This window comes from Shinella sp. WSC3-e (genome assembly GCF_945994535.1).
Lineage (GTDB): Bacteria > Pseudomonadota > Alphaproteobacteria > Rhizobiales > Rhizobiaceae > Shinella > Shinella yambaruensis.
Genome location: NZ_OZ000534.1, coordinates 87,482 through 102,316 on the forward strand (window position 1 = coordinate 87,482; position 14,835 = coordinate 102,316).

Sequence of the window (14,835 nt, forward strand, 5' to 3'; positions counted from 1 at the left end):
CTTGGGCCGTCTTCCGGAAAAGCGGCATCGGACCTGCGGTCCGATCGATTTGAGGGCGCAATATACGTCGCTGGCGCGACGTGCTTGGGAGGTCAGGAGACATCAGTGGCGATCATGTTTGTCAGAGCGCAGGTGATCAGCAGAGGGGCAGGGCGCAGCATCGTCTCGGCCGCCGCGTATCGTCACCGCGCCCGGATGATGGACGGACAGGCCGGAACCTCCTTCAGCTATCGCGGCGGTGCGGCCGAACTGAAGCATGAGGAGCTGGCGCTCCCGGGCCAGATCCCCGCCTGGCTGCGGACGGCCATCAAGGGAAAGACCGTCGCCGCTGCCAGCGAGGCGCTGTGGAACGCGGTCGATGCATTCGAGACGAGGGCGGATGCCCAGCTTGCCCGCGAGTTGATCGTCGCGCTGCCGGAGGAGCTGACACGGGCGGAGAACATCGCGCTGGTCCAGGAATTCGTCCGGGACAATCTGACCTCGAAGGGCATGATCGCCGACTGGGTCTATCACGACAAGGACGGCAATCCGCACATCCATCTGATGACGGCGCTGCGCCCCCTCACGGAGGATGGGTTCGGGCCGAAGAAGGTTCCGGTTCTCGGCGCCGACGGTGAGCCACTGCGCGTCGTGACCCCGGATCGGCCGAAGGGCAAGATCGTCTACAAGCTCTGGGCCGGCGACAAGGAGACGATGAAGGCGTGGAAGATCGGCTGGGCGGAAACCGCCAACCGGCATCTGGCGCTCGCCGGTCATGATATCCGTCTTGACGGGCGCTCTTACGCCGAACAGGGCCTCGACGGCGTCGCGCAAAAACACCTCGGCCCGGAAAAAGCGGCGCTGGCCCGCAAGGGCTTCGAGATGTATTTCGCGCCGGCCGATCGTGCGCGCCGCCAGGAAATGGCTGACCGGCTGCTTGCCGATCCGGCGCTTCTGCTGAAGCAGCTCGGCAACGAGCGCTCGACCTTTGACGAAAAGGATATCGCCAAGGCGCTGCATCGCTATGTCGACGATCCCGCCGACTTCGTCAATATCCGCGCCCGGCTGATGGCGTCGGACGATCTCGTGCTGTTGAAGCCGCAGCAGGTCGACCGGCGGACCGGCAAAGTGGCGGAGGCAGCAATCTTCACCACGCGCGAGATCCTGCGTATCGAATATGACATGGCGCAGTCGGCGGAGGTCCTGTCCAAGCGCACCGGTTTCGGCATTGTCGATGGGAAGGTTGCCGCAGCCGTGCGTCAGGTCGAAACGGCCGATCCGGAAAATCCCTTCAAGCTCGACCAGGAGCAAGTCGATGCCGTCAGGCACGTCACCGGCGACAGTGCGATAGCGGCCGTCGTTGGTCTCGCCGGGGCCGGCAAGTCGACGCTTCTGGCCGCCGCCCGCGTCGCTTGGGAGGGTGAACATCATCGCGTCTTCGGTGCGGCGCTCGCGGGCAAGGCCGCCGAAGGACTTGAGGACAGTTCCGGCATCCAATCCCGCACACTCGCTTCCTGGGAACTGGCATGGGAGAACGGGCGCGATCTGCTCGATCGCGGCGACATCCTTGTCGTCGACGAGGCCGGCATGGTCTCCTCACAGCAGATGGCGCGGGTGCTGAAGGCAGTGGAGGATGCCGGCGCAAAAGTCGTCCTGGTCGGTGACGCGATGCAGCTTCAGCCGATCCAGGCGGGCGCAGCCTTCCGCGCGATCGCGGAGCGGATCGGTTCCGCCGAGCTTGCCGGTGTGCGTCGTCAGCGCGAGGGATGGGCGCGCGATGCTTCGCAGCTCTTCGCCCGCGGCAAGGTCGAGGAGGGGCTGGACGCCTATGCCCAGCAGGGGCGCATCTTCGAAGCCGAGCGCCGCGCCGAAGTCGTGGAGCGCATCGTTGTCGATTGGAGCGAGGCGCGCGAAGAAGCCATCGCGCGGTCACGGGCGGTAGGCGACGACGGCCGGCTGCGGGGCGACGAGATGCTCGTGCTCGCCCATACGAACGACGATGTGAAGCGCCTTAACGAATCCCTTCGCACGGTGATGAACAGGGAGGGCGCGCTGACGGACGCGCGCGCGTTCCAGACGGCGCGCGGCGTCCGGGAATTCGCCGCCGGCGATCGCATCATCTTTCTCGAAAACGCCCGCTTCCTCGAACCGCGGGCAAAGCGACTCGGGCCGCAATACGTCAAGAACGGAATGCTGGGCACCGTCCTTTCCACCGGCGACAAGCGCGGCGGTCCGCTGCTGTCGGTCCGTCTCGACAATGGCCGCGACGTCGTCATCAGCGAGGACAGCTATCGCAATATCGACCATGGCTACGCGGCGACGGTCCACAAGTCGCAGGGTGCGACCGTCGACCGGACCTTCGTGCTCGCCACCGGCATGATGGACCAGCATTTGACCTATGTGGCGATGACCCGCCATCGCGATGATGCCATCCTGTATGCGGCCCGGGAAGATTTTGAGCCGAAGCCGGAATGGGGCGGCAAGCCGCGCGCCGATCATGCTGTCGGCGTCACCGGCGAGCTCGTCGAGACGGGCCAGGCAAAGTTCCGGCCGGACGATGAGGATGCCAAGGAAAGCCCTTATGCCGACGTCCGCACGGATGACGGCGCCGTCCATCGTGTTTGGGGCGTAAGCCTGCCGAAGGCTCTGGCCAAGGGCGGCGTTTTTGGAGGCGACACGGTGACGCTCCGCAAGGATGGTGTCGAAACGGTCAAGGTGGATGTCGTCGTCACAGATGAGGAGACAGGCGAAAAGCGGACGGAGAAGCCCGAGGTCGAGCGAAATGTCTGGACGGCAGAGCTGAAGGAAGCGGCGGATGTCCGCCAAGAGCGGATCGAGCGCGAGAGCCATCGGCCTGAACTGTTCAAGCAGATGGTCGAACGTCTCGGCCGTTCGGGCGCCAAAACCACGACGCTCGATTTCGAAAGCGAAGCTGGCTACCAGGCCCACGCGCGCGACTTTGCCCGGCGCCGCGGGATCGACCTGGCTGCCGAGGTCGCGGCCGGTATGGAGGAGGGAGCTGCGCGGCGGCTGGCGTGGCTTGCGGAGAAGCGCGGGCAGGTGGCGAAGCTTTGGGAGCGGGCGAGCGTAGCGCTTGGCTTTGCCATCGAGCGCGAAAGAAGCGTCTCTTATAATGAGGAGCGGACCGAGAACCTTGCTGCCCAGAGTCCCGCAGATCGAAAATATCTGATCCCGCCGACGACCCGGTTTGCCCGGAGCATCGAGGAGGACGCCCGCCGTGCGCAACTCGGCTCGGATCGCTGGAAGGAGCGGGAGGCCATTCTTCGTCCTATCCTTGAGAAGATCTACCGCGATCCCGACGGCGCGCTGGCGAGGTTGAATGCGCTGGCGTCGGATGCCGGCATGGAGCCGCGCCACCTTGCCCATGATCTTGCAGATCGGCCGCAACGCCTCGGTCGCCTGCGGGGATCGGAACACCTGGTCGATGGCCGGGCCGCGCGAGACGAGCGGAACGCAGCGATAGCCGCTCTGTCGGATCTCCTGCCGCTCGCCCGCGCCCATGCGACGGAATTCCGCCGTCAGGCCGAACGCGTCGGTATCCGCGAAGAACAGAGACGTGGGCATATGTCGCTGTCCATCCCCGCGCTCTCGATCCCGGCAATGGCGCGTCTAGTTGAAATCGAGGCGGTCCGCGAACGCGGCGGGCCGGACGCCTATAAGACGGCCTTCGCCTATGCTGTCGAGGACCGTTTGCTGGTCCAGGACGTGAAGGCGGTCAACGAAGCGCTGACGGCGCGCTTTGGATGGTCCGCCTTCACGGAAAAGGCCGACGCCATTGCCACGCGCAACACGGTCGAGCGCATGCCGGACGATCTTGCTCCGAATCGGCGCGAGAAACTGGCGCGGCTGTTCGCCGTCGTGCGCCGGTTCGCCGAGGAACAGCATCTTGCCGAACGCAAGGACCGGTCGAAAGTGGTTGCCGGCGCCAGCATCGAGCCGGGGAAGGAGACCAGTGCCGTGTTGCCTATGCTCGCCGCCGTGACGGAGTTCAAAACCTCGGTGGAAGAAGAGGCGCGGGTGAGGGCGCGCGAAGTTGCCCACTACGGTTACAACCGGGCGGTCCTTGTCGAAACGGCCGGACGCATCTGGCGCGATCCCGCCGGCGCCATCGACAAGATCGAGGCTTTGATCGTGAAAGGTTTTGCGGGCGAGCGGATCGCTGCGGCGGTCGACAACGATCCCGCAGCCTATGGCGCGCTGCGCGGTTCCGATCGCATCATGGACCGGTTGCTGGCTGTCGGCCGCGAGCGGAAAGAGGCGCTTCAGGCCGTGCCGGACGCGGTGGGCCGAGTTCGGTCGCTGGGCGCGTCCTATGCCACAGCGCTCGCGACCGAGACCCAGGCGATCACCCAAGAGCGCCAGCGTATGGCCGTCGCGATTCCGGGATTGTCGCCGGCAGCCGATGAGGCATTGCGAGAGCTTGCGGCAGCAATGAAGAAGGGGGGCGCCAAGCTGAATGTTGCAGCCGGGTCGATCGATGCCCGCCTCTGGGAGGAATTTGCCGGTGTCAGCAAATCGCTCGATCTGCGGTTTGGACGCGACGCGATCCTGCGCGGTGAGAAGGACGTGATCAATCGCTTGTCACCCGCGCAGCTCCGCCCGTTCGAGGCGATGCAGGAACGCCTAAAAATTTTGCAACAGACGGTTCGCATGGGCAGCAGCCAGCGGATCGTTGCGGAACGCCAGCGCCGGGCAATCGACCGCGGCCGGGGCGTCATCCGGTGAATGTTTCGACGATATAGACAAGGAGAAGACCATGACGGAACAGGAAGTCCCTTACGACGCGATCGTCCGCGCCGAAATCGCCATCGAAATCCTCAATCAGGCGCGGTCCATCGTGACGGCGCGCGTCTATGAGATCGAGGACACAGATCCCGATGCCGCGGAAATGCTCCGGTCTCGCCGGCGCGATCTGATTGCCCTGCAGCAAAGCATCAACGTCACCGATCGTGATTCCGTCGAGGACGTCATCGCGCTTTGGGGGCCTCGCGTGAAGGACGACGCCCGGTTCTGGGCGGAGTTCTGATCATGGCGGAGGATCAGGCAACCGGTCCGCTTTCGCTGGAGCGAAACGAGAGCATTTTCCGCAACGACATTCTCCCGGACTATCTGCCGGCGACAATGACACCCGCGGCGCGTCCTCGGATGATCCTGCTCGGCGGTCAGCCGGGCGCGGGGAAAACCGCGGTCCTGATCGCAAGCCAGGCGGAACTCGATCAATCGGGGCCGACGATCCGCATCGTCGGCGACGATCTGCGCTCCTACCATCCGCAGTTTCGGACGTTCCAGCGGCAGGATCCGGAAACGGCATCGCAGTTCACGCAGCTCGATGCTGGGCGCTGGACCGAGAAGCTGCTGGCGGCGGCCGCCGAGCGCAAGGTCAATGTCGTGTTCGAAACGACGATGCGCAGGCCGGAGAATGTCGTCCGCGTCATCGGCCTAGCCCGCGCTGCCGGGTACGAGGTCGAGGCTCGGGCGGTTGCCGTCAATCCGCGGCTCAGCTGGCAGGGAAACCATTTTCGGTTTGAGGAAATGCTGCGTGCCGGCGATGCGGCGCGCATCCCGCCGCGGCATGTCCACGATGCGGCTGTCGCCGGCCTGCACGTCAGCCTCGAAAAACTGGAAAGTGAAAACGTGGTCGACCGCGTCCAGCTACGCACGCGCGGCGGCACGATCCTCTATGACAATGAGCGAAGCGAGGCCGGCTGGTCACAGGCGCATGCGCGGCTCGCGCTCGAGCGTGAGCAGTCGCGGCCGATGACACGCGGCGAGCTCCAGCGCTTTTCCGATGACTGGAACCACGTTCTCGCCCGCATGGAAGAGCGACGCGCGCCGGAGGATCGGATTGCCACGGTCCGGTCACAGGCCGCGGACGACGTCAATCACCTTCGCGCACAGCGGCGAGCCGCGGATAGCGAGGAGGGCCAGCGGCGCGGCCGATCGGTTTTCCAGAACCGGGCCGATGCGCTCGGCATGTTCGTCGAACTCTACGATAACGCGCTGCGCGATGCGGAACGCCGGCCGATCGGAAACGTCGAGGCGCATGCGGTTGGCCGCCTGTCGCACAGCTATATGGCGTTGAAGCTGGTCGAAGCGGCCCGCGACCTCGGCCTTTTGCCGGATGGCGCCACCATCGTCTCGACACGAGCGATGGTTCAGGACAAGCGCGGGAGCCAGGAGTTTCCAGCTGCCCATCGTCTTCCCGCCGATCTATCGGTGGAAACGCCGGACGGCTCGCGGCGGCGGCTGACGGAGCATTTCGAGGTTCAGCTGAACCGAGTGGCTGTCGATCGGGATGTCTTTGCCAGAACCGATCGCCTGTCCCGTATGGCAAATGTCGTCGACTCCTGGCTGGAGGCAGCCGGCATGCGCGAGACACTCGGCCGCGCCGCCAACGCCGTCGCATCCGGCAGGGTCGCGGCCGACATGGCCATGTCCGACGTCATCGAGCCCGGCTATCTTGCGGCGATAGCCCGGACGCGCGGTCGTCTTGAGCGAAACATGGCAATTGCCGAGCGCGTGGCGATAGCCAGCACGATCGTCGGGGAGAGCGGCGAGCCCTTGCACGCAGTCCAGGGTGAGCTTCGATTGCGCACAGCCGACCTGGAAAACCGTGCGCGGGCCAAGTTGATGATGGAGGCGATCCTCACCGAGGCGGCACGGCATGACCGGCTTGACGCAACGAGAAGGCATGCGGCCGATGACTTTGTGCGCGGCATCGTCGAGAACGAACGAACCCTTGGCATGAACCGAACGCAGGATCGTCGCGCGGCCCAGACCGACGTGCTTGTGCCGACCCGGCATCTGCCCGATTTTTCCGAAGGTGAGATCGCCGAACGCCTGCGCGGGTCCGCGCGCTTGGCGGGAAAGCGCGCTGAGATCGAAAACCTGTCCCTGCTGGTGTTCGGCAATAGCCAGGCAGTGTCCGCCTCGGTGCAGCAGATCACTGATGCCCGCAGCGGCACGGCCGCCAGCGACGAGGTGGGGTCCGGCCGTCTCGGCGAATTGGCGGGTGAGGGGCGGGGCTGGCTGAGAGGACCGAGCCCGGCTCGCCAGTCCGCCGAAGCGCATGCGCCGCGGCTGGCGGCGGCGCTTGCCGATTACGGTCATGCGATGGATTTCGAGCGGCAGCAGATCGTCATGCGCCATCGTGACGAGCAGGCTCGTCAGAGGGTGGAAATTCCGCGGCCATCGCGGGAGTTGTCTGTAGTGCTGGCGGCCGATGGCCAGGAACAGGTTCGTCGGCTGAACGCAGCGCCGACACTAACGCGTGAATTGGAGGCTCTTTCGCTGGCGATCTCAAAACGATTGACCCCGGCCGAGAAAGCCGAGTTGAAGGGAGGGAATGTTGCCAGAATAGCATCCTCGCTTTGCATCGGCCATGAGCAGGCCGCGGCGCTCCGCCTCGTCCACGAGCGCGCTGGCGCCCTGCAGGAGAAAGCCATGAGGCAAAACCGGGAGCTTGCGCGAACCTCCCAGTTGATGATGCGACGCTAGGTTCGGGGCTGGTGCGCGGAAGCGCATAGCTGCATTGCACAATGGATAGTGTTCATGCGCCCAGGAAACGGGCATTATGCTTGTAGTTGATGCACATCGCGGTTTTCTCCTCCCAGTACCGCCGCATCACCTGTTCCCCTCTGGAGGTTTTGATCTCCACACTCCATGGGCCACGGTTTTTCCGGTGGCCCATTTTTTTTGCCCGGTCCCGCAGGGATGTTCAGCGGTGAGACACTAGCTTTGGCCAGGCCGCGCGGCCAATTCCGCCGGTCGCCGTCGAGGATCTGCGGTCCCGGATAATTCCTTGCTTGTCCGAGCATCAAGGCTTGGTGCGGAGATGTCGGCCGATACCGTGAAACGGCGATTGCTGCCCTTCGCGACTTCGAAGCTGGTATCGTCTCTTAGGTCGGGTCCGAATATCGATTGGACGATATCGATGCAGCTCATGCCGAAATGGAATCCGGCCGCTCGACAGGCAGCATCTTCTTGCTGCCCTGAAGGCGGGCGCTGAGCGCTTGATCAGCCGGTACCCTCCTCGATGATGGGCGTAGGTTTGGTTACCTCCGCCCGTGGTTTGCCCGGTTCGCCGGCACGGCGAAGGGTACGTCGCTTGCCGGCATCCACATATAGTCCACGTCTCGAACCATCCCAGCATCGAATAGGTGGAGATGGAGTAGTTCCCGGCAGCCCAAATATCCCCAGAGGCTGTCCGAAGCGATCCTGATCCTCAGGCCGATGAAGCCCGGCCGGAGGATTGCTTTTCCCTCCCCGAAATCGATCACCGTGTCTGCGCTCTCCAAGCCGCTCGACAGGATGTACTCGCGGAAGTTCATGCCGAAGGTCTCAACGAACCGATCGGCATCCGTGATCGGAACGAATGTCTCTGCGGCGAAATGCGTGGCGTAGCTGTACACGAGGCCTCCTTGATATGGTGGCAGATCGGACAAGGCGGGTTCTTGTCCTTCAGCACGGTCCGGTCATGCAGCAACGGGAATGGGGGACGAAAGCGCGCGGCTTGGAAGCGGCGGGCGGCGATATAGCGTTTCGCTCACATTCAAGCTGGAGCGCATTGCGGTGAGCACGCGTGTCGAGACTTCAAAGGCGCCGCAGCAGACAGGGCGGCGTCCATATCCATCGGCTCGGCCCAGCTCGTCCAGTTCCGCACCGGCTTGCCTGTAGATGCGGCGCATATGCGGTTCGTAGTTCGAGATCATGGTGTGGATCCCGCTGTCGAGTGCGACTTCGCAGAGCGCCAGCAGCAGGAGAGCAAAAGCACGGTCGGGACGCAGGTCCGAACAATCTCGTGCGATTGCCTCGTCATCGATACACATCCGCGTGCCTTCCCAGATGCCTGGTGCACTCAGGTCGCAAGCGTCGGGAAAGGTCTGTCGGAAAACGTCGTAGAGCAGTGTTGGTCCTGTCGTCGGCATCAGACGAATGGAGCCGTAGAGCTGGTCATGGCGGTCGTCGCACCACAGCAGATATGCAGGGTCCAAATCGTCATACTGATCGCGCTCCCGGTGATCTGAGACAGAGACCTTCCACCCCAATCGGTCCGCGAAAACCTTTTTCCGTAGGCGGAACGATTGGTCGAGCAGGCCTGCGTATTTGTAATATTCGTTTGCTTGAACAAGGAGATACATGCTTGCCTCCATCGGGTGATCGAGCGCAGGATGCTGTCGTTTCCGAGCGGAATAAATCTCCAGAAAACGGTTCCCCAAGTTCTGGGTATTGCTGAGTGGTACAGGTCGAAGCCGGGCCCTCACCATCCTGACGCCGAGCGCCTCTGCCAGCCCTGAAATGTCGAAGCGCGGCGATTTCCCTCACCAACCGACCTGCGGAACGTGGCTGGAGGACATCCATGTGAAGAACAGGTCTTCCTCAGAATTCTCGTATGAGCCTCAGATTGCTCGGCTGGGGCAAAGGCCCGCGATTTCCCTTGTCAAGCGCGTTGCCTTTTGTAGAGTATTCCATTACAGAGTAAACTCTACATTACAGTGGAATGGCATGCCTCACGAGTGAATCACGCTCGTCTGGGGAAGGAGCAGTCATTGGCGCAAAAGGCCGGCCGCTTGAGCCGGCGTGCCACAAGCAAATGGGAGCAGATTAATGGTATTCATGAATGTACTCCGCCCGGCAATGGTTATTGCAGGGATGGGAATTTCAGTTCTGGGAGGGCTGTCGGCGACTGGAGCAAATGCGCAAGCGCTGAAAGTGGCAACCGCCTACAAGCTCATGACGCTCGATCCGCACTATGCCGACCTGAACGAAAACACGTCGCTCCTCTCCCATATTTTTGAACGGCTGGTCTACCAGGACGAAAAAATGGAGCCGAAGCCCGGTCTTGCAGTATCCTGGGCGCAAGTCACGGACACGCAGTGGGAATTCAAGCTTCGTGAAAATGTAAAGTTTCACGACGGATCGCCGTTCACCGCGCAAGATGTCATTGCCACCATCGAGCGCATTCAACACTTTTTGAAGCCGCCGAGCGGCGGGTTGGCAGCATATACCCAGGCCGTCACCAAAGTAAGCGCACCTGATCCGCTTACTGTCATCTTCGAGACGAGCGCGCCCTCGCCGACGCTACCACTCGCGTTGTCGTCTGTTTTCATCGTGCGGCATCAGGACGATGGATTCAAAACCACGGATGACATGAATAGTGGCTCATTCGTGATCGGCACAGGGCCCTACAAGTTCGAGGGCTGGCAATCGGGAGAAACGCTGAAACTTGTCCGCAACGACGGGTATTGGGGCGCAAAACCTGGATGGTCGGATGTGACTTTCCGAATCATTGAAAGTCCCGCCGCTCGCGTCGCCGCCCTGACAACGGGGGAGGTCGATCTCGCCGACTTTGTCCCGGCGCGCGATGTCGATACGCTCAAGCAGCGAGGTGTAAGTATCACAAGCACGAGCGCAGCCCGTTCCAACTTTCTGCAGTTCGACGTCGGACGCGAAGAGTTGCCCGGTGTAACTGACAAATCGGGCAGCGCGATTTCGAATCCGTTTCGGGACGTCCGTGTAAGAAAAGCGCTTGCGATGGCGACGGATCGCGATTTCCTGGCGGAGAAGATTTTGCTGGGTTATGGCACCCCGGCCTCCCAGCTGTTTCCGAAGGGAATGCCCGGAACATCGGAGCAACTCACGGTCGCGAAGCCTGATTTTGAGGGGGCGAAGGAGTTGCTGGCGCAAGCAGGATTTCAAGACGGGTTCGATATCGTCCTTGGGGGACCTGCCGGGCGCTATCCCGGCGACAGCGACTCCCTCCAGGCGGTGGCGCAGAATTGGGCACGTATCGGTGTCAGGGTGAGGCCAGCTGTCGCGCCGTACTCGGTTTACGCCAATAAACTTACCCAAGGCGAATACCCGGCCTGGTACGCTGGCTGCTCGGGCAACACAGTCACGATCTGCCTCGACGCAGTCCTGGCGTCAAAGAACGACGAACGAAAGACCGGTTCGCTGAATTATGGCGACTACCGTAATCCAGAGTTCGACAAGCTGCTTGCTGACGCAGAGACAATCGAGGTCGGGCCGAAGCGGGATGAGGCGGTAGCACGCGCCACCGATTTCGTCATGGCGGACTATCCTATCGTTCCGCTCTACCATTTCCATCATATCGCCGGCTATGGCCAGCACATTGCCACCTATACGGTTCACCCCCGTGGATGGACCACGGCTATGCAAGCCACGCCGGCGGAGGAATGACCATGGGCATCGTTGCCACCGTCATGGGCAGGCTCGGGCAGGCCTTGGTTTTGCTTTTCGTCATGTCTCTCATCGGGTTCGTTGGGGTGCACAGTGTCGGAAATCCCGTCTTCAACATCGTCAATATGGAGACCGCAAGCGCTGCGGATATACAGAACGCCACGATTGCCCTTGGGCTCGATCAGCCTCTTTGGCGACAGTACCTTATATTTGCCAAGTCGCTCCTGACGGGGTCATTCGGGACGTCGTATATCTATCATCTCCCGGCGTTCGCTCTCGTGATGAGTAAGCTGCCGGCGACACTCGAACTTGCTGCATTGGCGATGTTGGTGGGGGCACCGACGGGTATTCTCTTGGGACTACTTGCCGGAAGACGGCAGGGGTCCTTGCTCGACCGGATCATTGCGCAAACGAGCGTCTTCGCGCTGAGCATTCCAGCCTTCTGGCTGAGCATGGTTCTGATCCTGACCGGCGCAGTGCTGACAGGTTGGCTCCCCTCAGGGGGCCGAGGCGAAACGAGCCATTTGTTCGGGCTGGAATGGAGTTTTCTGACAACCAACGGATTGCGCCACCTCGTCCTCCCTACCCTTGCACTGGCGATTCCGAATACTGCACTGATCGCGCGGCTAGCCCGTGCTGGGACCGTAGAGGTGGAGCAGCTGGATTTCACGCGGTTTTGTCGTGCGAAAGGCTTGTCGTCGTCGAGGATCCTGTTTCGCCACACGCTCCCTAACATCAGCGTGCCGATTGTCACGGTCATCGGCCTGCAATTCGGCGCGATGCTGGCCTTTGCCGTCGTTGTCGAGACGATTTTTGCCTGGCCAGGGGTCGGAAAGCTTCTGATCGACTCGATCCAGCTCCTCGACCGTCCTGTCGTGATGGCGACGCTAACGTTCGTCTCGGTAACGTTCGTGGTGCTCAACGCGCTGGTCGACCTTTTCCATGCGGCGCTCGATCCGCGCATACGTCACTCCTGACAGAAGGTAAGCTCAGATGAAATCCGAAACGCTCCGGAGATGGCGGAAGCACGATCTAGCTCTTTCTATAACGCCCTCGACAATCATTTTTGTTGCCTTCGTCCTCGTTGCTGCTGCCGCACCGCTAATTGCGCCGCAAAACCCCTACGACCCGCTTCAGATCTTCGGCTGGGAAGCGTCGTCTCCACCAGGAACGCCTGGAAGTGGTGGCTATACCTATGTGCTGGGAACCGACGGTCTGGGACGCGATATTGCCAGCACAATTCTCTTCGGCTTGCGCATTAGCCTGGTAGTTTCCCTCACCAGCACGGCGGTCGCTGCTCTGATCGGCCTTACCGCCGGCGTTTCCGCAGCCTATTTTGGTAGCTGGATCGATATCGGCATCATGCGCACGGTCGACCTGTTTCTGAGCCTACCGACGATCCTCATTGCCCTTATTGCCGTCGTAACGCTTGGTCCGGGCGTCGATCGCATCATCTTGGCCCTCGTGATCGTCCAATGGGCAAACTATGCCCGGGTCGCCCGTGCCGTCGCATTAAGCGAACGAAGCAAGTCATACATCGACAGTGCTCATTTGCTGCGGCTGCCTACAATTCGCGTGATTCTCCGCCACCTTCTTCCCAACAGCATCGCGCCGGCAATCACCCTGATTCCGATTGAGGTAGGCCACGCTATCGCGCTTGAGGCAACGTTGTCCTTTCTCGGGCTAGGCGTTCCAGTCGATCAACCGTCTCTTGGCTCTGCGGTTGCGAACGGGTTCCAGTATCTGCTGACCGGACAGTACTGGATCAGCTTCTTTCCCGGTCTCGCCCTGTTCGCGTTGATTGCGAGCGTAAACTTCGTTGGCGAGGATGTTCGGCGCAAATTGGATCCCAGGAGCAAGCAACGATGACTGAACATGCAAGCACCAGCCTGCTGGAAATCAACAATCTCTCGGTTGAGTACAGAGGGGCGAGCGGTTCGCTCCAAATTCTTCAAAATGTAAGCGCCGCTCTCGAAAAAGGGAAGATCCTCGGCATCATAGGTGAATCCGGCGCCGGGAAATCGACATTGGGGAACGCAGTGTTGCGGATGCTAGGGCCGCAGTTCGAAGAGACGTCCGGAACAATAAAGCTCTCCGGTCAGCCCGTCGGCGGAGTAGGAACAAATGGGCGGACCCCTATCTCGCGGCAACGCATTTCAGCGGTCTTCCAGGACCACACGGCATCGCTAGATCCCTTGATGCCGATAGGCGCGCAGCTCAGCGAAACTATCAGGGCTTCCGATCCGAAGATCTCCCGCAAGGAGATCCGCGCCCGTTGTCTCGAACTCCTGGAGCGCGTCGGCATTCCTGATCCGCAGCGTCGATTTAGCGACTATCCGCACCAGTTCTCCGGTGGTCAGCGTCAACGCATCGTGATTGCGATGGCAATAGCAGGCTCGCCTGAAGTTATCGTCGCGGACGAACCAACCTCCGCACTAGATGCAACCGTTCAAAAGCAGATCCTCGCGCTTTTGCGCAGGCTTGTCGACGAAACCGGAGTTTCGATTGTTCTGGTCACCCATGACATGGGTGTCATCGCGGAAATCGCCGACGACGTCTTGGTGATGCGACATGGTCGGGTTGTCGAGCAAAATCTGACGAGCGTCATTCTGGATGATCCGAAGCACGACTACACGCGCTCATTGTTCGCCGCGGTGCCAAGGTTGCAGGTGTCCGAACACAATAGCGACCAGGATGGGTCGGGGATCAACGAGGCGCGGCGGGAGAATCCGGAGCACGACACGCGCGGCGCTGCCGACATCCTTGTCGCTAGAAAGGTCTCCAAAGCTTTTAGCTCCTCAGGGCTGTCCTGGCCATTCATCAGACGGTCGCCGAAGCGTGCCCTCGACGATGTTTCGATCAGAATTCCACGTGGAAGTATCACCGGTATTGTCGGTGAGAGCGGCAGCGGCAAAACGACGATCGGCCGGATCATTGCGGGGCTTGAAACGGCCGGCGAGGGCGAGATCGTGATCGACGATACGAGGTTCGATATTTCGAGGAAGGGCGGCAAGAGTGGCATTCTCGGGCGGGTTCAAATGATTTTCCAGGATCCGTCGGTTTCGTTGAACCCGCGGATGACGATCGACGACACTCTTCAGGAGGCCATCCGGTTCGGCATGCACGCTTCCGGCAATCGGACCAATTCGAATGTGGATGAGATGGTGGATCGGCTGGGGCTCGCGCGAAACGTCCTGGCCCGCTATCCGCATCAGCTATCCGGCGGACAGAAACAACGCGTTTGCATAGGGCGTGCGTTACTCGCGCGGCCACAGATCATTGTGGCCGACGAACCTACTTCTGCGCTCGACGTCTCCGTGCAGGCCGAGATCGTCAAGCTCCTGAAAGAACGAGTTTTCGACGATGGTATCTCGATGCTCTTCATCTCCCACGATCTTGCCGTCGTTCAGGATATTTGTAGCCACATCTACATCTTCAAAGGAGGGCGCGTAGAGGACTCTGGTCAGGCAGCGACGATCTTTTCCCGTTCGCAGAATGCCTACACTCGTAGTCTCGTCGAGGCACGCTCTCAGAAATTTGTCCAATAGAACCAGAACAATCCACTAAGCGGGCGGCAGCCGAGGGTAGGGCGCGGATCGCACCCTTGGCGTTCCGGCGCGTCATATTATTAGAGGT

9 protein-coding genes are annotated in these 14,835 nt (G+C 61.5%); 7 read left to right on the forward strand and 2 right to left on the reverse strand.

What is annotated here, in order from left to right; all coding sequences use genetic code 11:
• The first annotated feature begins 105 nt into the window (after window positions 1–105).
• From traA to AABF56_RS31010, 3 genes are read left to right on the forward strand one after another with little or no spacing between them, the layout of a single operon-like run.
• Window positions 106–4,725, forward strand: coding sequence for a Ti-type conjugative transfer relaxase TraA (gene traA, locus AABF56_RS31000; protein ID WP_272809136.1), 4,620 nt, complete (start codon window positions 106–108; stop codon window positions 4,723–4,725).
• A 31-nt stretch (window positions 4,726–4,756) separates the two neighbouring features.
• A complete protein-coding gene (locus AABF56_RS31005; protein WP_272809137.1) occupies window positions 4,757–5,026 on the forward strand; it encodes a hypothetical protein in 270 nt (89 codons plus the stop codon).
• A gap of 2 nt (window positions 5,027–5,028) precedes the next feature.
• Complete coding sequence (locus AABF56_RS31010) at window positions 5,029–7,497, forward strand: zeta toxin family protein (protein ID WP_272809138.1); 2,469 nt, start codon at window positions 5,029–5,031, stop codon at window positions 7,495–7,497.
• A 557-nt stretch (window positions 7,498–8,054) separates the two neighbouring features.
• Here AABF56_RS31010 and AABF56_RS31020 read toward each other — a convergent pair.
• Window positions 8,055–8,411, reverse strand: coding sequence for a hypothetical protein (locus tag AABF56_RS31020; protein ID WP_272809139.1), 357 nt, complete (start codon window positions 8,409–8,411; stop codon window positions 8,055–8,057).
• Between the two features lie 63 nt (window positions 8,412–8,474).
• The gene (locus AABF56_RS31025) at window positions 8,475–9,140 is read right to left on the reverse strand and encodes an acyl-homoserine-lactone synthase (RefSeq protein ID WP_272809140.1); all 666 of its coding nucleotides are present in this window, start codon (window positions 9,138–9,140) and stop codon (window positions 8,475–8,477) included.
• A gap of 466 nt (window positions 9,141–9,606) precedes the next feature.
• Here AABF56_RS31025 and AABF56_RS31030 point away from each other — a divergent pair, with 466 nt between their 5' ends.
• Genes AABF56_RS31030 through AABF56_RS31045 form a run of 4 tightly spaced genes read left to right on the forward strand, consistent with a single transcriptional unit; the run spans window position 9,607 to window position 14,747 of the window.
• Complete coding sequence (locus AABF56_RS31030) at window positions 9,607–11,199, forward strand: ABC transporter substrate-binding protein (protein ID WP_443021292.1); 1,593 nt, start codon at window positions 9,607–9,609, stop codon at window positions 11,197–11,199.
• 2 nt (window positions 11,200–11,201) lie between these two features.
• Window positions 11,202–12,176, forward strand: a complete 975-nt coding sequence (locus tag AABF56_RS31035; protein ID WP_272809141.1) for an ABC transporter permease — start codon at window positions 11,202–11,204, stop codon at window positions 12,174–12,176.
• A 16-nt stretch (window positions 12,177–12,192) separates the two neighbouring features.
• Entirely contained in the window at window positions 12,193–13,068 is an 876-nt protein-coding gene (locus AABF56_RS31040) for an ABC transporter permease (RefSeq protein ID WP_272809142.1), read from the forward strand.
• Window positions 13,065–14,747, forward strand: coding sequence for a dipeptide ABC transporter ATP-binding protein (locus AABF56_RS31045; RefSeq protein ID WP_272809143.1), 1,683 nt, complete (start codon window positions 13,065–13,067; stop codon window positions 14,745–14,747). Before AABF56_RS31040 ends, AABF56_RS31045 begins: the two co-directional genes overlap by 4 nt.
• Window positions 14,748–14,835: the final 88 nt, after the last annotated feature.

What these genes read in the sequence shown, in the direction of transcription:
- AABF56_RS31045 (WP_272809143.1), top strand. Translation starts at nt 13,065, where the DNA reads ATGACTGAACATGCAAGCACCAGCCTGCTGGAAATCAACAATCTCTCG.
- AABF56_RS31030 (WP_443021292.1), top strand. Translation starts at nt 9,607, where the DNA reads ATGGTATTCATGAATGTACTCCGCCCGGCAATGGTTATTGCAGGGATG.
- AABF56_RS31005 (WP_272809137.1), top strand. Translation starts at nt 4,757, where the DNA reads ATGACGGAACAGGAAGTCCCTTACGACGCGATCGTCCGCGCCGAAATC.
- AABF56_RS31040 (WP_272809142.1), top strand. Translation starts at nt 12,193, where the DNA reads ATGAAATCCGAAACGCTCCGGAGATGGCGGAAGCACGATCTAGCTCTT.
- AABF56_RS31010 (WP_272809138.1), top strand. Translation starts at nt 5,029, where the DNA reads ATGGCGGAGGATCAGGCAACCGGTCCGCTTTCGCTGGAGCGAAACGAG.
- AABF56_RS31025 (WP_272809140.1), bottom strand. Translation starts at nt 9,140, where the DNA reads ATGTATCTCCTTGTTCAAGCAAACGAATATTACAAATACGCAGGCCTG.
- AABF56_RS31035 (WP_272809141.1), top strand. Translation starts at nt 11,202, where the DNA reads ATGGGCATCGTTGCCACCGTCATGGGCAGGCTCGGGCAGGCCTTGGTT.